Below are 17,085 nucleotides of genomic sequence, written 5' to 3' on the forward strand. Positions count from 1 at the left end.
GCCGATCGGCTACTGAAAACGGTACTGACCATTGCCTACTTTGATCGACTCGGAGTTCCTCGTCTCTCATGACCTCAACTTCTCGAACCGCCCGGTGCGGACCCGCATGCCGGGTGGTGTGGCAGGGGCGCAGCCTATAAGGGCTGCCCCCTATGCCGATAGATGGTGTCTTCCGGATCAGCCGTAGTTGATCGGATGCTTGCTCAACCAGTGGCCGTCACGAACCTGAGTGATGCGCTTGCCGGCCTTATGGGCCATCGCGGATGTGATAGGCCGTGTTTTCCAGGCAAAGCTACCGGCAAACCCCAATACGGCACCCAACAATCCACCGGCAATAACACCACGCACCGGCTTGCGGTCGTCTGCCAGTACGCCACAGATGGCGCCGGCCAGAACACCGATCGTTGCCGGCTGCCAGGATTCCTGCGCGGCCGATGCGACCAAGTCAGTGGTTTCCTCTGTATCCAAAACCTCTTTGCGCGCAGTTTTAGCGCCCTCAATCCCGGCTTCGATCAATTCCTTGCTGTAAGCAAGGTTTTCTTTGACAGCGTCTTTAATGCTCATAACGTGATGCTCCTATGTCTAATTGGCGAGAAAACGGGCAAGTCGCCTTTTTGCGAGCCGACAGGGAAAACTCCGAAGAAAACACCTTTCCACCTCGTTTCCTGTTCATGGCTTCACCTCCTTGGGGAAACCAGCCTCTCACGTATAACCCTAGCATTCGCCGGAAGTAATGTCACGTCTGAGTCTTCCCTGCATGGTATGGGTCTGAAGGCAGGTGTAGTTCCATGGTGGAATGAGTCTGGACGGACGTTTGCGGCCGCAACTACGCATCTGCCGCACAGACGCCTGTTGCCTATGCTGTCAGCAGGCGAAAGAGTGACTGAGTGCCGATCTAAAACGCGCCAAAAAATCGAAGGCTCCGGCACAAACCAAGGCAAAATTTCTCCTGATTATCAATGAACGTCAGCCACGCGAATAACTCGCATGGGGTGCGGGGGAGTCGAGGTGGCGGCGATGATCAATCGCTGATGGAGCGTACGCAGATCAAAGCGCCGGTTGAAGCGATAACTGAACGCCGCGAGATAACGCGCGGCGCACTTCTGGAAGTCGAAAGCATGGTAGCAGCCGGACAAACTGGTCTTGAGATTGCCGAGGACGGTATTGATCCAGCGAAACTCGGGGACCTCTTTGGGCTTGCGGCCGGCCATGACGATTGGGAGATGTCTGCATCCGGCTTCGGAGACCGCAGCAAAGCACGCCAGACCATCCGAGAACACGGTACTGCTTGGCGCCAGATGATCCTTCGCCCAGGAGGAAGTTGCCTTCAACGTGAATCCCGTCACCGGGGTGAGTCTGACGCGGATCGGGCGATTATCTTCGGACAGGGAAACGGCCGCAACGAAGGGAATCTTGTTCTCCGAGCCACGCCCGACCTTGCCGCCCGTGCGCTCTCCGCCGAGGTAAGCGTCATCGACTTGAACTTTGCCTTCAAGGACATAGCGATCTTCGCGATCGGCCATGGCCTGCATCAGTTTGTGGTGCATCAACCACGCGGTCGGGTAGCTCACGCCCAGTTGACGCCTGACCGCCAATGCCGACAGTCCCGTCTTGGCTTGGCTGATCAGGTAGATCGCCAGAAACCAGATGGTCAACGGCAGTTTGGTCCCCTGGAAAAGCGTCCCGACAATCAACGACGCCTGGTGTCGACACGCAACGCACTGAAAGACCTTGCGTACCCCGTCGCGTACGACGGTGTGCGCCTTACCGTCGCAGCGCGGACAACGAAAACCTTCCGGCCAGCGTACCGTCTCCAGAGCCAGTTCGCATTGCACCTCTGTTCCGTAGTCCTTGAGAAATTCCGGCATCGACAGACCCGGTTGAAATTGAATTCGGTTCTTTGCCATGGCCGCGATCTCCCGCTATTCGATGGAAATCACTTTACTCCCCGCCAGGCTCACTACTAATCAAGAAATTTCTTAACGCTACGACTAGGGACAAGAGCGAGCTCGAGCAATTTCTCGAACGCGGAAAAGCATTTTTCCAGGGCCGGATGGGCGTGATTCCGGCTAAACAGTTCTTCGAGCAGGATCAATAGGTGACGATTGTGGTTGTCTGCGATACAATGCGCGTCTTTGAAGAAACTGTCGTGTCATCCTGTCGTGCAGCGACTGGTGGATGACGGTATCTGGGGTGTAGTGTTTGCAACGGATTCAACTCAGGGTTCGGGTCCGTCAGCACCAATACGAATCAGATACACACGCGGATATTCATGTGTCGTGAAGAATGGAGTGGTAGTTCAGTTGGTTAGAATACCGGCCTGTCACGCCGGGGGTCGCGGGTTCGAGTCCCGTCCACTCCGCCAACATCCGAAGGCGAACGAGAGTTCGCCTTTTTTGTTATTGCACTGACTTCAAATTGGATTAACGGACAATCATCATGTTTGACGCCGTACGCAACAACAAACGAGTTGTTCAGGTATTTCTCGGGCTGATAATGCTTCCTTTTGCCGTTGGCGGAATTTACTCGTATGTCAGCGGTGGTGGTGCGGGAAGTGACCTTGCCAAGGTCGGGGACACGAAAATCAGCATGTTGCAGTTCGAGCAGGCGCTGCGCGAACGTCAGGAGCAGATGCGGCAGTCTTTGGGTGCGTCGTTTCGTCCCGAGTTGATGAATACACCGGAAGTGCGTCTGGGCATCCTGAATGGCCTGATCGACCAGCGGTTGTTGTTGCTCGAAGCGAGCCAGCGCCGGTTGGCGACCAGCGACGGAGCCTTGCGTCAATATATCGGCGCGATTCCGGCACTGCAGGAAAACGGCAAGTTTTCGATGTCACGCTACGAATCGGTGCTGCGCTCCCAGGGGATGTCCGAGCAGCAGTTCGAAGCCCGGGTTCGGCAGGACCTGACCCTGCAGCAACTTGTTGGAACGGTCGATGCGTCGGCGTTTGTTTCTTCCGCTCAGGCGGAGGCGATGCTTCGTTTGCAGACCGAGGAAAGACAGTTCAGCGAGTTCAAGATCGACGCGAAGCCTTTTTTCGAGAAAGTAAAAGTCGAGCCTGCGGCGATACAGAAGTTTTATGACGAGAATAAGCAGCGGTTCGAAGTTCAGGAGCAGGTCAAGGCGGAATACGTCGTGCTTTCCCTCGATACTTTGATGCCGCAAGTGACGGTCAGCGAGGCCGAGGTGAAGGCGTGGTACGACAGCCACCTGGACCGCTACAAGCAACCCGAGGAGCGGCGTGCCAGTCATGTCCTGATTCTGACCAACGGCGATCTGTCAAAAGAGAAGGCGAAAGCGAAGGCTGAAGAAGTGTTGTCGGAAGTGAAAAAGGCTCCGGCGAAATTTGGCGAACTCGCGAAAAAATATTCTCAGGATCCGGGATCCGCTCAGAAAGGCGGCGATCTTGGCTTCTTCGGGCGAGGCATGATGGTGAAACCGTTCGAGGACGCCGTTTTCAGCCTGAAGGAAAATGAAATGTCGGCGCTTGTCGAGTCCGATTTCGGCTTCCATATCATCAAGGTGACCGGAATTCGTGCAGAGAAGCAAAGGCCGTTGGACGACGTGCGCGCCGAAATCGAGGGTGAGTTGAAGCGTCAGGCCGCAACGCGGAAATTTGCCGAGGCGGCGGAGAGTTTCAATAACATGGTCTATGAGCAATCCGACAGCCTGCAGCCGGTCATCGAGAAATTCAAGCTCAAGGCGCAGCAGAGTGACTGGTTGCCCAAACAGGCTGACCCGCAGGCCTTGGCGGCTCTCGGGCCGTTGGGTAACGAGAAGGTGCTGAGGGGGTTGTTCTCGGAGGATGCGGTCAAGTACAAGCGTAATACCGAGGCGGTCGAGGTCGCACCGAATACGCTGGTAGCTGCGCGGGTTCTGGAACACGTGCCTGCCTCGGTTCGACCCTTCGAGGCAGTCAAGGCAGATGTCGAGCGTTTGCTCAAACTCCAGGAGGCGCAAAGCCAGGCGAGAAGTCAGGGAGAGGCGCGTCTGGCCGAATTGAACAAGGGCGAAGACAAACTCGGCTGGTCCGCACCGAAGAGTTCGTCGCGCGTGCAAGCCAGCAAGCTGCAATTACCTCCTGCTGCGGTACAGGCGTTGTTCAAGGCTGATGTGAGCAAGCTGCCCGCGTATCTCGGCGTGGGGGTCGGGACCGACTATATGTTGTACAAGATCGTCAAGGTCAGCCAGCCGGAGAAGATTGACGATAATCAGTTGAAAGCGCTTAAGGCAGAGTACGCGACAATCGTTGCTCAAGGCGATCTTTCGGCTTACGTGTCGGGACTCCGGTTGCGTTACAAGATCGACGTCAATACGGCGTTGTTGGAGCCGCGCGAGCGTTAATGCGCAAAGTTGCTCTGATCGCGATTTTGGCGATCATCAGATAACGAAAAGGCCAGGAGTTCCTGGCCTTTTCGTTATTGGGGGTTCGAGAGGCTGTGTCTTGTTATGGCAGGGGGTCGGTGTTGCCCAGTGCGGTGGTGTTCAGACCACCGTCGACGTACATGATTTCCCCGGTGATGCCGCTGGCAAGGTCGGAGAGCAGGAAGGCAACGGCGTTTCCGACTTCTTCAATCGTTACGTTACGACGGAGCGGAGCGTGGTGCGCGTTGTACGCCAGCAACTTGCCGAAATCGCCGATTCCCGAGGCAGCCAGGGTCTTGATCGGACCGGCGGATACCGCGTTGGCGCGAATCCCCTGCGGGCCGAGGCAGAAGGCGAGGTAGCGGGTTGCCGCTTCGAGGCTGGCTTTGGCCAGGCCCATAGTGTTGTAGTTGGGCATGGTGCGTTCGGCGCCCAGGTAGGTCAATGCCAGCAGCGCGGGATTGTTGCCCTTTAGCAGCAACGGCCGTGCCGCCTTGGCGAGAGCCGGGTAGCTGTAGGATGAAACGTCGTGGGCGATGCGGAAGGATTCGCGCGAGATGCCGTCGAGGAAATCGCCTTCGATGGCTTCTCTTGGCGCAAAACCGATCGAGTGGACCAGTCCGTCGAGTCCGTCCCAGTGCGTTCCGAGGTCGGCGAACAGTTTATCGATTTGCGCATCGTCGGCTACGTCGCAGGCGAAAATCAACGTGCTGTCGAATTCCGCGGCGAATTTGCTCAGCCGCTCTTCGAAGCGTTCGTTCTGGTAGGTGAAAGCCAGCTTTGCGCCTTCACGGTGGCAAGCCTTGGCGATCCCGTAGGCAATCGAGTGCTTGGACAGCAAACCGGTAATCAGGATGCGCTTGTCGGCAAGGAATCCCATGAATTCTCCCGTAACTGAATGGTAATGGAATTGGATTTCTGGCCGGGAAACGGCCGGCTTCGGGATTATAGGTGATATTCCGGGGTTTTCGGCGGGCGATTCGTCATTTGATCCGATCAATGGCGATGCGGGTGCGATACACTTTGCGCCATGCTTGGGACCCGCCCGCTTTTTCTGTTAGTCCTGCTGACACTTGCTTCCTGTGGTCGCGAGTACAACGACCCGTACCCGGCGCAGGAACGGGGGCAGAGCATTTTTTATTCGGCGTTTACCGAGCGGCCGAAGCACCTCGATCCGGCGCAGTCCTACTCCGAAGACGAGACTGCCTTTACCGCGCAGATCTACGAACCGCCCCTCCAGTATCACTACCTCAAGCGCCCCTATACGCTGATCGCGGGGACGGCAGAAAGCGTTCCCGCGCCATCATTCCTCGATGCGCAGGGGAATTTGCTTCCCGCTGACGCGCCGTCGTCGGCGATCGCCAGCAGTGTTTATGAAATACGCATCAAACCCGGCATTCTCTACCAGCCGCATCCCGCTTTCGCCAGCGACGCGAACGGTCGGCCGCTCTATGCCGCGCTCGATATGGACAGCTTGCGCGGCATCGATGCGCTCGTTGATTTTCCGCAGGTCGGTACGCGTGAACTGACAGTGGACGATTACATTTACCAGATCAAGCGGTTGGCACATCCCCGATTGCATTCGCCGATCTTCGGGATGATGGCGGCGCACATCGTCGGACTCAAGGAACTCGGCGATGCTTTGAGTGACGCGGCGAAGGAGCGGCCGGAGACGTGGCTGGACCTCGATCGTTTCCCGCTGGAAGGGGTGAAGCGTATCGATCGCTACACCTATCGAATCAAGCTGATCGGCAGGTACCCGCAATTCCTTTACTGGCTGGCGATGCCTTTCTTCGCCCCGGTGCCGCGCGAGGCCGATCATTTCTACAGCCAGCCCGGGATGGCGGAAAAGAACCTGACGCTCGACTGGTATCCCGTCGGCACCGGGCCGTACATGCTGAGCGAAAACAATCCCAACAGCCGCATGGTTCTCAGCCGGAACCCGAATTTCCACAAGGAGGCGTATCCGTGCGAGGGCGAAGCGGACGATCGGGCCGCAGGGTTGCTCGAGAATTGCGGGAAGGCGCTGCCGCTGATCGAGAAGGCCATATTCTCCCGCGAAAAGGAGAGCATCCCTTACTGGAACAAGTTTCTGCAGGGGTATTACGATGCCTCCGGGATTTCGTCGGACAGTTTCGACCAGGCGGTCCGCTTGAACGTCGGTGGTGACGTTCAGCTCTCGGACGAGATGCGTGAGCGCGGAATCCGCTTGTTGACCAGTGTCCGTACGTCCACTTTCTACATGGGCTTCAACATGCTCGATCCGGTGGTCGGCGGCAAGGATGGCGTGGGTGAAGAGCGGGCGCGCAAGTTGCGGCAGGCGCTGTCGATCGCCATCGACCAGGAGGAATTCATTTCCATCTTCATGAACGGGCGCGGTATCCCGGCCATGAGTCCGCTGCCGCCGGGGCTGTTCGGCTATGAAGAGGGCGAAGCCGGGATCAACTCGGTGGTGTATGCGTGGAAGAACGGCAAGGCGCAACGCCGCCCCATCGATGAGGCGAAGAAATTGCTCGCCGAGGCTGGCTGGCCGAACGGCCGTGAGTCGAAGACCGGCGAGCCGCTGGTGCTCAACCTTGATACGACGAGTGGCGGCATGGGCGACAAATCGCGGCTCGACTGGCTGATACGCCAGTTCGCCAAGCTCGACATCCAGCTCGTGGTGCGTGCGACGGACTTCAACCGCTTTCAGGACAAGTTGCGCAACGGAGCCGTCCAGATCTACTTCCTTGGCTGGAATGCCGACTATCCGGATCCGGAGAACTTCTTTTTTCTCCTGGCCGGGAGCGAAGGCGTTTTGTCCAAGGGAGGCGAGAACAAGTCGAACTATGCCAACCCGGAGTTTGACCGGTTGTTCGTCGAAATGAAGGACATGGACAATGGTCCCGCGCGTCTTCAGATCGTTCGGCGCATGAATCGCATCTTGCAGGAAGACGCTCCCTGGATCTTTGGTTTCCATCCCAAGAGCTATACGCTGGGGCATGCTTGGCTGTACAACCGCAAGCCGAACGATGTGGCCAACAACATCCTGAAGTATCAGCGCATCGATGTTGTCGAACGAGCTCGGCGGCGGCATGACTGGAACGCGCCGGTGCTTTGGCCGCTGATTCTTGTCGGCGTTGGCCTTGTTTCGCTGATCGTGCCGGCGGTGCTGGCGTATCGGCGGCGGGAGCGCAGCGCTGCTCGTACGGCGAGAGAAAGCTGAAAAATGGCTGGAATACTGATTCAGATGATATCTGAAGCAACTGATCCGAGCCGTGGCAGTAGGCATACGATGCCTGAGTATGGGGCGCCGTGCGAGTTACTGTGCGAATTCGCCGGCATTGAAGCGGCTCTTTGCGCATAATCTGCTGCCATGCTTGCCTACCTCCTGCGCCGCCTGCTTTACGCGATCCCGATTTTGCTCGGCGTCAATCTGATCACGTTTGCATTGTTCTTCGTCGTCAATACGCCCGACGACATGGCACGCATGCAACTGGGCGTCAAACGCGTGACTGCCTACGCGATCGAAAAATGGAAGGTGGAGCGCGGCTACGACAAACCGTTGTTCCTCAACCACGCAGCATCGGGCGTCGGCGTCGTTACCGATACGATTTTCTTCACCAAATCGGCACGCATGTTCGTCGGCGACTTCGGCAAGGCGGAGGACGGGCGCGATATCACCCGGGAAATCGGCTCGCGCATGGGGCCGTCGCTGGCGATTGCCTTGCCGACATTCGTTCTGGGCCTGTTCGTGACGGTGAGCTTCGCCTTGTTGCTGGCATTCTTCCGGGCGACAGCCATCGATTTCTGGGGCGTCGTCCTGTGCGTGGCGATGATGTCGATCTCGGGGTTGTTTTACATCATCGGCGGGCAGTACCTTGTCAGCAAGCTCTGGCGACTGGTGCCGATTTCGGGATACGCCGTCGGGCTGGACGCATGGAAGTTTCTTGTCCTGCCGGTCGTGATCGGCGTCGTTTCCGGCATCGGTTCGTCGACGCGCTGGTACCGCACGATTTTTCTGGAGGAAATAGGGAAGGATTACGTACGCACGGCACGGGCCAAGGGTCTCTCGGAAATGGCCGTGCTGTTCAGGCACGTGCTGCGCAACGCGATGATCCCGATCCTTACCGGCGTGGTCGTCGTCATTCCGCTCCTGTTCATGGGCTCGCTGTTGACCGAGTCGTTCTTCGGCATCCCGGGCCTGGGCAGCTACACCATCGACGCGATCCAGGCGCAGGACTTCGCAGTGGTGCGCGCGATGGTCTTCATCGGCTCCGTGCTGTATATCGTCGGATTGATCCTGACCGACATCTCCTACACTTTCGTTGATCCACGCATCCGCTTCGACCGATGAATTTCATGCCTGTCCTGCTCTGGTCCGACGTGCTGATCTGGCTCCTCGCGGTAGCTGGCGTGGTTCTTGGGATCCTGTCCTGGCGAAACGCGCCTTTACGCGCCGCCTGGCGGCGTGTGGGAAACAGCCGCCCCGGCATGGCTTCCGCGACGGTGTTGTCGCTATTCGTTCTGATCGGACTGCTCGATTCCCTGCATTACCGCCCTCGCCTGGATAACGGCGTAAACAACCAGCCGGTTGTTTACGCGGTCGAGGTACTGTCGTTGCTCGACGCCATTGCCTCGCCCCTGCGCACGCGCAACGAGAAGACCTATTCGGCACCGTTGGCCACGAGGGCCTACGCAAAGGAATCCATCGAAGTCATCGATGCCGATGGTCGTGTTCATGCCGCTCGCGATTTTCCCCGCCTCAGGTTCGGCGGGACGCACCTCGGCGATGATGAGGACAAGCGCTCGGATGACGTGCTCCGTCGTGTGCTGACCGCCGGGACTTTGGCGCTCGGCCTTCTTGGCCTCGTTTCGCTCGGAGCGTCCTTTTTGCTGGCGCGTCGGCGCGACGTTTCTCCTAGGTTAGCGTGGCGACAGATCTGGAAAGGCGAGACGGAATTCGCCTGGAACGCGGTGCTGATCACCTTGGGGGCGTTGCTGCTGATTCTGCTGCCGATACTGATCTTGTGCGTCGATTACCACGTGTTCGGTACCGACAAGGTCGGGCAGGACGTCTTCTACCAGATTCTGAAAAGCGTACGTACTGCCCTGGTGATCGGTCTGGTGACGACGCTGGTGACGCTGCCGCTGGCGATAGGGCTGGGAATCCTCGCCGGCTATTTCCGGGGTTGGGTCGACGACGTGATCCAGTATCTCTATACGACCCTCTCGTCGATTCCCGGCGTGCTGCTGATTGCCGCTGCCGTCTTGATGATGCAGGTGATCATCGATACCCATCCGCAATGGTTTGCCACGGCCGCCGAGCGTGCCGACATGCGCCTATTGGCGCTGTGCTTCATCCTCGGGCTGACCAGTTGGACCGGGCTTTGCCGTCTGTTGCGTGGCGAGACGCTCAAGTTGCGCGAGCTGGAATACATCCAGGCAGCGCAGGCATTCGGCGTGGCGGATTTCCGCATTCTTCTGCGCCATATCCTGCCCAACCTGATGCACATCGTGATCATTGCCCTGGTCATGGATTTTTCCAGCCTCGTTCTCGCCGAGGCCGTGCTTTCCTACGTTGGTATCGGCGTCGATCCGACGATGATCAGTTTTGGCGCGATGATCAACAATGCACGCATGGAACTGGCCCGCGAGCCGATGGTGTGGTGGTCGCTGGCGGCGGCGTTCGCCTTCATGTTTGCGCTGGTACTCGCGGCGAATCTGTTCGCAGATGCTATGCGCGACGCCTTCGATCCACGCACAGCGGGGGCCTCATGAGCATGGAACGGCAGCCGGTTCTTGAGGTGCGCGATCTGCGCATGGGGTTCGTTAGCGGAACCGGCCAAGGGCGGCGCGTGCTGGTGGCCGTGGATGGCGTCAGTTTCGATCTGCGTCCCGGCGAAACCTTTGCGCTGCTGGGCGAGTCGGGGTGCGGAAAATCGGCCACGGCGCTGGCGTCGTTGCGCCTGCTGCCGGCGGCCGGGCGCATTCTCGGCGGTGAAGTGCACTTCGAAGGCTCTGAATTATTGCAGTTGCCCGAGTCCGAGATGCGCAGGGTGCGTGGCGGTGGCATGGCGATGATTTTCCAGGAGCCCGCGACGAGCCTTAATCCAGTGCTTACCGTGGGGCGCCAGATCGGAGAGGTGCTGGAGCGGCACGCTGGACTGGCCGGCGAGGCGGCGACGCAACGCGCGCAGGAATTGCTGACGGCGGTGGGGATTGCCGATGCGGAACGGCGTCTGTCGGAGTATCCGTTTCAGCTTTCCGGTGGCATGAAGCAGCGCGTGATGATCGCCATCGCGCTGGCAGGAAATCCTCGCCTGTTGATCGCCGACGAACCGACGACGGCGCTGGATGTGACGATTCAGGCACAGATTCTTGATTTGCTCCGCCGACTGCAAGCCGAGCGCGGCATGGCCATGTTGCTGATTACGCATGACCTCGGAGTCGTCGCCCAAATGGCGCACCGCATCGGCGTGATGTATGCCGGCGAGATTGTCGAGGAAGCGCCGCGCGAGGCTTTTTTTGCCGATCCGCAGCACCCCTACACACAAAAGCTGTTTGCCGCGTTGCCCGATTTGTCGCGGCGTGGTGGTGTTTTGGATACTATCCCGGGGCAAGTGCCGCCGCTCAGCGCCATGCCTGCAGGCTGCCGTTTTGCGCCTCGCTGTCCGCTCGCGTGGGAACGTTGCCGGAATGAATCGCCAACGTGGACTGACTGCGGCGGCGATGGTCATCGGGTGCGCTGTCACTGGGTCGCGGATAACCGTATTCCAGGCATCCACCGTCTGCAGCGACAATCCACGTTAACAGGCGCCGGATACGTGGCGAAAACAAGTGGCGTCGATGCGCTCCTTAAGGTCGATCAACTGCGCGTGCACTTTCCGATCAAACGGGGGCTGCTGCAGCGGACTATCGGTCACGTGAAGGCGGTCGATGGCGTTTCTCTTGAGCTTCAGCGCGGGAAAACACTGGCCTTGGTGGGGGAGTCGGGGTGCGGAAAAACGACCGTGGGCAAGGCGATCCTGCAATTGATTCGACCGACCGGTGGCAGTGTCCGTGTCGGTGCTCATGAGTTGACTGGCCTGTCGCGCGCGGCGTTAAGGCCGATGCGCCGGCGCATGCAGATGGTTTTTCAGGATCCCTTCGCCTCGCTCAATCCAAGGATGTCGGTCGGCGAGATCATCGCCGAGGGGATGAGCGCACTGGGGACGGGGGGGCGCGCCGCAGCGGGCGACGCCGCAATCGCTGCGCTATTGGAGCAAGTAGGACTGCCCGGCGATGCGGTAAGCCGCTTTCCGCACGAATTTTCCGGCGGGCAGCGACAACGTATCGCGATCGCCAGAGCGTTGGCTGTTCAGCCCGACCTGATCATCTGCGACGAACCGACTTCAGCCCTCGACGTTTCGGTTCAGGCGCAGATTCTTAACTTGCTCAAGTCGTTGCAGGACCGACTCGGTCTGGCGTATCTGTTCATCACGCACAACTTCGCCGTCGTCGACTATCTCGCGCATGAAGTCGCGGTCATGTATCTCGGGCGAATTGTCGAGCGCGGGGCGGTCGATGAGGTGTTGCGTAACCCGCGGCATCCCTACACGCAGGCATTGCTTTCCGCGGTTCCCTCTCCGCGTCTCGACGGGGTTAGTGAGGTTGTCCGGATTGGCGGGGAAATGCCTTCACCGGCGAGTCCGCCGAAAGGCTGTCATTTCCATCCCCGCTGTGCTTTCCGGACCGAGGCCTGCCTTGCGGATTATCCGGAGATCCATCGGGTTTCTTCCAGCCACACGGTATGTTGCCATTTGCGCCGCTGACCGATCGTCGCGGCGCGTTCCCTGACGCTGTTGCGCGCAACAGCGCATGCGGACAATCAGCAGGGAATGTATATTTCGTATTCCGTGGGTTCTTCGAGCAGAATGTCGATCTGGTTCTGGATCTCCTTTCGTTCTTCGCTGTTGAACCACCGTCGCCAGTCATCGACGGTTTTCCACGTGCTGATCACCATGCTCTGGCCTTCCTCGTCGAAACGTTTGTAGGTTTCGCCTGAGATATATCCGGCTTGGGTGAGGGTCTGCGACCGCATTTTCTTCAGCAGATAATCGAGGCCGTCCGCGGATTGTTCGTTGACCTTCCTCTTGATCAGGATCTTGACTGCCATGATGTGCACCTCCTTTGTTGTTGGTGGTTCAGGTGGTATTACACGTTCATCGCAACGATGTTAAGCGAATCCCGCTTCCAGTATAGATAGCGGTTTTCCGAAATGCTGGGCGCAAGGGCAGGAGACCCTCGAGGGGGGGGGGCTGTTCCTCGTGATATTCAGGGGTTTTGAGCAAGCTGGATGGTAAGCGTCGTACCCGGCCTGAGCGCTCTGGGAGAGACGCGGTTCCAGCGTAATAGGTCGTCTGTATCGACGTTGAATTGCCGGGCAATCGAATACAGGGTGTCGCCGCGGCGGACCGTGTAGCGAGCGATTTTCGGCGAGGTTCGTGTCTCTTTCTGCTGGGTTTTCCTTATTTCGTTAACGTTCGCCTCGGCTTGTGCCGAAATCGATTTTGGGGTTGCGGCCAAGTTCAAAGGGCGGGTCGTGGCTGCGACTTGAAGCCGGGTTCCGATAGCCAGTTTGATACTTGGCAGGCCGTTCACTTCCTTCAGTACCTCGACTGTTGTTCCGTAGCGCTGGGCTATGGCGAAGAGTGATTCGCCTCTCGCAACGGTATGAGTGATCGTCTGCCCGCTGTATTTCGCAGCCCCGTCATTGCTGTCGATAGCGGAGGGGGAGCCACTGGCGGCCGATGACGGGGAGCTTCCGTTCTGAGTCGCACGTCCGGCAACAAGGAGTGTCTGGCCCTGTTTAAACCTCGCCTTCCCTTTGATTCCATTGGCGTTCCGCAAGCTTGCGATGGTCATGCCGAAACGCTTGGCGATTCTGGCGAGCGTGTCTCCGCTACGGAAACTATAGGTTTGCCAGGCCGATAACGGTTTGTGGTCCTCCTCGTGCGCTTCCAGATTGCTGACGAACGTTTCCACCTTTTCCGCCGGGATGACCAGCGGCGTTTCCCGCATGATGACAGGTCGGTTGTGGGCCGGGTTGAGTGCGACGAATTCCTGGACCGGCATCTCTGCCAGCTTCGCCGCGACATTGACGTCAATGTGCGATTCCGTCGTGACGGTAGCGAAGAAAGGCCTGTTTGGAACGCTCGGCAGATCGAGTTGCGCGAGGACGGATGGACTGTTGAAAATATTCTTCAGTGCTTGCAGCTTCGGGACGTAGTTTCGTGTTTCCTGTGGCATGGTCAGGCTGAGGTAGTCCGTCGGCAGTCCTTGTGCACGATTCTTGCCGATCGCCCGACCCACTGCGCCTTCGCCCCAATTGTAGGAAGCCAGTGCAAGATGCCAGTCCCCGTGCATCTCATATATCGATTGAAGATAGTCAAGCGCCGCGTTGGTCGATGCGACGATGTCACGGCGTTCGTCCTTCCACCAGTCCTGGTCGAGGTTGTAGCGCTTTCCGGTGGCCGGGATGAATTGCCAGAGGCCTGAGGCTTTTGAACGGGAATAGGCCATCGGGTTGTAGGCGCTCTCCACCATCGGTAACAGGGCAAGCTCCATGGGCATTCCGCGCTTTTCCAGTTCATCCACGATGTGATACAGGTAGCGGCTGCTCCGTTCGACCATGCGGCGCATGTAATCCGGGCGATTCATGTACCACTGCTGGTGATGCAGCACGAGTTCGTCTTTCAGATCGGGCATGGCAAAACCGTGGCGGATCCGCTGAAACATGTCGTCCGGAATGCCGATGAGGTCAATGGGTTTTGCAGCAGGAGGAAGGTCGGGAACGTCGATCCGCACCAGCGTGCTGTCATCTTGGACAGGGATTTCCGCGAGGCGAAAACTGCGATGGCTACCGGTCTGTGATGATGCAGTCTGGCTACTTGGTGGCTCGCTGACGCTTGCGCAACCACTAAGTAGTAGCGCGATACATGCGCAGACGAAGCTGCCGCGAAAGCGAATACGACGGAGGGTGAACCCGAGTGCTGTGATCATCCGTTTTCCTGAACTGGTCTGCCATGCAGTAGGGTTGCCACGACAGGCAGTACTCCCGGTCGTCCGGGCGATAGGCAATCGGCGAAGTATATCGCATGCAGCAAGGAGGCTATCTAGCGGAAAATTCGGTCGCGACATGAGCTGCACTGTTTTGCGATCATCGGCGCGGTAGCAGTGCAGTAAAATCGTGGCGTTATAGTCATGCACACTTGGCCCAATGGATCCCTTACTGATCGACTTTATCCGGCGCCTTCCGAAGGCCGAATTACACCTGCACATCGAGGGGACGCTTGAGCCTGAAATGATGTTCTCCCTGGCGCAGCGGAACGGAGTGGAGCTTCCATATGCGTCGGTGGAGGAGGTTAGCGCAGCCTACCGGTTCACCGACCTGCAATCCTTTCTCGATGTCTATTATGCTGGCGCGGCCGTTCTGCAGACCGAACAGGATTTTTACGACCTGACCATGGCGTACGTTCGTCGGGCGATTGCGGACAACGTACGCCACGCCGAGCTTTTCTTCGATCCGCAAACGCATACCGCGCGCGACGTCCCCATCGCGACTGTTTTTGCCGGGATTGCGGGAGCTCTGCGGCTGGCGCGCAGGGAGTACGGTTTTTCCAGCCGGATGATCCTTTGCTTCCTTCGCCACCTTTCTGAGGCGGATGCTTTCGCGACGCTGGATGACGCGTTGTCGTTGCGTGCCGACTATGCTGACCTCTGGGGCGGCGTTGGGCTGGATTCCGGTGAACTGGGAAATCCGCCGGAGAAATTCGCCGGTGTATTCTCTCAAGCGCGCCAGCTGGGCTTGCGGACGGTTGCGCATGCAGGGGAAGAGGGGCCGCCGGCGTATATTCACGATGCTCTGGATGTACTACACGCGGAGCGTATCGATCACGGCGTACGTGCAGAAGAGGATCTGGAGTTAATGCGACGGCTGGCGCGGGAAAGAATTCCCTTGACCGTTTGTCCTCTGTCAAATCTGAAGTTATGTGTGGTGCGCGACTTGCGCGAACACAATCTGGCTAGATTGTTGCGATCTGATGTGTGTGTGACGATCAATTCCGACGATCCAGCGTATTTTGGCGGATATATCAACACGAATTTCACCGAAACAGCCGAGGCTTTGGCACTCTCCCGCGAGGAAATCGTGCAGATTGCGCGCAATGGCTTTTTGGCGGCGTTTGTCACTGAAGAGGAGCGATTGTCGTGGCTTGATGAACTGGATCGAGTTGCCTGTTCGTGGCCGAAGGGCTAATCCCAATGCTTTCGCTGATGTGCCACGCTTTGCAATCCAATCTCATCGGTTGCGAGGTGGACGATGGATAAAACCGTGGCGGAAAAGATCGCCGGTGGCTTGCGAGTCTCTCGTCGGGTGTTGTTTGTTACCGGTGCCGGCATTTCGGCAGATTCAGGACTCCCGACGTATCGTGGCGTTGGCGGGCTGTATAACGACAAATTGACGGATGATGGGCTGACTATTGAAGATGCGTTGTCGGGTGCATGTTTAGAGGCCCGTCCCGAGATTACGTGGAAATATCTCTCGGGGATTGAAACCAACTGCCATGAGGTTTTACCCAATGCAGCGCATTCCGCAATAGCCTCTCTGGAGCAACACCTTGACGTTGTTGTTCTGACTCAGAACATCGATAGTCTGCACATCAGAGCGGGGAGTTCGGACGTCATTGAAATTCATGGGTCGCTTGATCGCCGATTTTGCATGCGCTGCGGACGTAGTGCTGATCCAGGCGACCCGAATGTCCCGCCCCGTTGTGAAGAGTGCGGAGGGATCGTCAGGCCCCGAGTAGTTCTGTTTGGTGAGATGTTGCCTGAGGCTGCGCTTGACAGGTTGTATTCCGAAATGAAGCGTGGCTTCGATATGGTCTTCGTTGTGGGAACGTCGGCGGTGTTCCCCTATATCGCAGAACCTGTGTTGCAAGCAGCATATGCCGGTGTTCCGACTGTCGAAATCAATCCAGCCCGAACGGTGTTAAGCGACAAGGTTGGTTGCCACCTCGGAGTGCGCGCAGTTGAGGTGTTGCCGTTGGTTTGTACCATGGCCTTTCCAGTGAATTGATTAGGATCACCTCAGTTTGGACAGTTTTGCGTTGCCTTGAGCCAACACAGCCGATTTGTCCTCATAAATATTTATCAATATTGGTTGACACTGGTTTGGTGTGTTGCTATAGTTCGCCCCCTCGCAGCACGGGGCGCTTCGTTGAAGTGCTGGTCAAAAAGATTTTTATTTGGCGTTGTTGACGAGAAAGAAGAAATAAGTATATAATTTATTTCTTTCGGTCGCGGGGTGGAGCAGTCTGGCAGCTCGTCGGGCTCATAACCCGAAGGTCACAGGTTCAAATCCTGTCCCCGCAACCAATTTGATCTTTAAAAACTGGACGATTGATAGGTGTGGGTTTTTGATCGGGTTGCGATCTGCGTTGAGTAGATAGCGAAAAGATTGAAGGCTCGCACGATGTAAAGAAGTCTGTGGGTCAGGAATGATCTGCAGGACGTCAAGCGAGAGTTTTAACAGGAATTGAACTGAAGAGTTTGATCCTGGCTCAGATTGAACGCTGGCGGCATGCCTTACACATGCAAGTCGAACGGCAGCATGGGTGCTTGCACCTGATGGCGAGTGGCGAACGGGTGAGTAATGCATCGGAACGTACCCGGAAGTGGGGGATAACGTAGCGAAAGTTA

The 17,085-nt window shown here is 57.7% G+C and carries 12 protein-coding genes, 2 tRNA genes and 1 rRNA gene; 10 read left to right on the plus strand and 5 right to left on the minus strand.

From position 1 onward, the window contains the following. Positions 1–177: 177 nt before the first annotated feature. Entirely contained in the window at positions 178–564 is a 387-nt protein-coding gene (locus BO74_RS18935; protein ID WP_496444631.1) for a hypothetical protein, read from the minus strand. A gap of 392 nt (positions 565–956) precedes the next feature. Then, the gene (locus BO74_RS18940; RefSeq protein WP_496444633.1) at positions 957–1,907 is read right to left on the minus strand and encodes an IS1595 family transposase; all 951 of its coding nucleotides are present in this window, start codon (positions 1,905–1,907) and stop codon (positions 957–959) included. A 381-nt stretch (positions 1,908–2,288) separates the two neighbouring features. Here BO74_RS18940 and BO74_RS18945 point away from each other — a divergent pair. Both BO74_RS18945 and BO74_RS18950 read left to right on the plus strand, forming a co-directional pair. After that, positions 2,289–2,365 (plus strand) — tRNA-Asp (locus tag BO74_RS18945). Positions 2,366–2,439: 74 nt separating this feature from the next. Further along, positions 2,440–4,344: a SurA N-terminal domain-containing protein gene (locus tag BO74_RS18950; RefSeq protein WP_496444635.1), complete on the plus strand. Its 1,905-nt coding sequence runs from the start codon at positions 2,440–2,442 to the stop codon at positions 4,342–4,344. A 103-nt stretch (positions 4,345–4,447) separates the two neighbouring features. Here the strand turns inward: BO74_RS18950 and fabI are convergent, their stop codons facing one another. Next, on the minus strand, positions 4,448–5,245 hold the full coding sequence (gene fabI, locus BO74_RS18955; protein ID WP_496444637.1) for an enoyl-ACP reductase FabI: 798 nt from the start codon (positions 5,243–5,245) through the stop codon (positions 4,448–4,450). A gap of 150 nt (positions 5,246–5,395) precedes the next feature. Here fabI and BO74_RS18960 point away from each other — a divergent pair, with 150 nt between their 5' ends. The 4 genes from BO74_RS18960 to BO74_RS18975 all read left to right on the plus strand — a co-directional run bounded on the left by BO74_RS18960 (position 5,396) and on the right by BO74_RS18975 (position 12,158). After that, positions 5,396–7,570, plus strand: a complete 2,175-nt coding sequence (locus BO74_RS18960; protein ID WP_496444639.1) for an ABC transporter substrate-binding protein — start codon at positions 5,396–5,398, stop codon at positions 7,568–7,570. Between the two features lie 150 nt (positions 7,571–7,720). Next, the gene (locus BO74_RS18965) at positions 7,721–8,701 is read left to right on the plus strand and encodes an ABC transporter permease (protein ID WP_496444641.1); all 981 of its coding nucleotides are present in this window, start codon (positions 7,721–7,723) and stop codon (positions 8,699–8,701) included. Beyond that, on the plus strand, positions 8,698–10,125 hold the full coding sequence (locus BO74_RS18970; RefSeq protein WP_496444643.1) for an ABC transporter permease: 1,428 nt from the start codon (positions 8,698–8,700) through the stop codon (positions 10,123–10,125). The genes BO74_RS18965 and BO74_RS18970 overlap by 4 nt, the downstream gene beginning before the upstream one ends. After that, the gene (locus tag BO74_RS18975) at positions 10,122–12,158 is read left to right on the plus strand and encodes an ABC transporter ATP-binding protein (RefSeq protein ID WP_496444645.1); all 2,037 of its coding nucleotides are present in this window, start codon (positions 10,122–10,124) and stop codon (positions 12,156–12,158) included. Before BO74_RS18970 ends, BO74_RS18975 begins: the two co-directional genes overlap by 4 nt. 56 nt (positions 12,159–12,214) lie before the next feature. On the opposite strand, the gene BO74_RS18980 is transcribed toward BO74_RS18975, so the two are convergent. Next, positions 12,215–12,502 (minus strand): antibiotic biosynthesis monooxygenase family protein, encoded by a 288-nt coding sequence (locus BO74_RS18980; protein ID WP_496444647.1) that lies wholly within the window; start codon positions 12,500–12,502, stop codon positions 12,215–12,217. Positions 12,503–12,660: 158 nt separating this feature from the next. Next, on the minus strand, positions 12,661–14,388 hold the full coding sequence (locus tag BO74_RS18985; protein WP_496444649.1) for a lytic transglycosylase: 1,728 nt from the start codon (positions 14,386–14,388) through the stop codon (positions 12,661–12,663). Between the two features lie 217 nt (positions 14,389–14,605). On the opposite strand from BO74_RS18985, the gene BO74_RS18990 reads away from it, so the two are divergent. The 4 genes from BO74_RS18990 to BO74_RS19005 form a co-directional block, all read left to right on the plus strand. Beyond that, the gene (locus tag BO74_RS18990; RefSeq protein ID WP_496444651.1) at positions 14,606–15,643 is read left to right on the plus strand and encodes an adenosine deaminase; all 1,038 of its coding nucleotides are present in this window, start codon (positions 14,606–14,608) and stop codon (positions 15,641–15,643) included. Between the two features lie 63 nt (positions 15,644–15,706). After that, positions 15,707–16,462, plus strand: a complete 756-nt coding sequence (locus BO74_RS18995) for an NAD-dependent protein deacylase (RefSeq protein WP_496444653.1) — start codon at positions 15,707–15,709, stop codon at positions 16,460–16,462. Between the two features lie 222 nt (positions 16,463–16,684). Next, positions 16,685–16,761 (plus strand) — tRNA-Met (locus tag BO74_RS19000). A gap of 162 nt (positions 16,762–16,923) precedes the next feature. Beyond that, positions 16,924–17,085: ribosomal RNA gene (locus tag BO74_RS19005) — 16S ribosomal RNA — on the plus strand; the annotation flags it as partial.

Source organism: Propionivibrio pelophilus DSM 12018 (genome assembly GCF_059569095.1).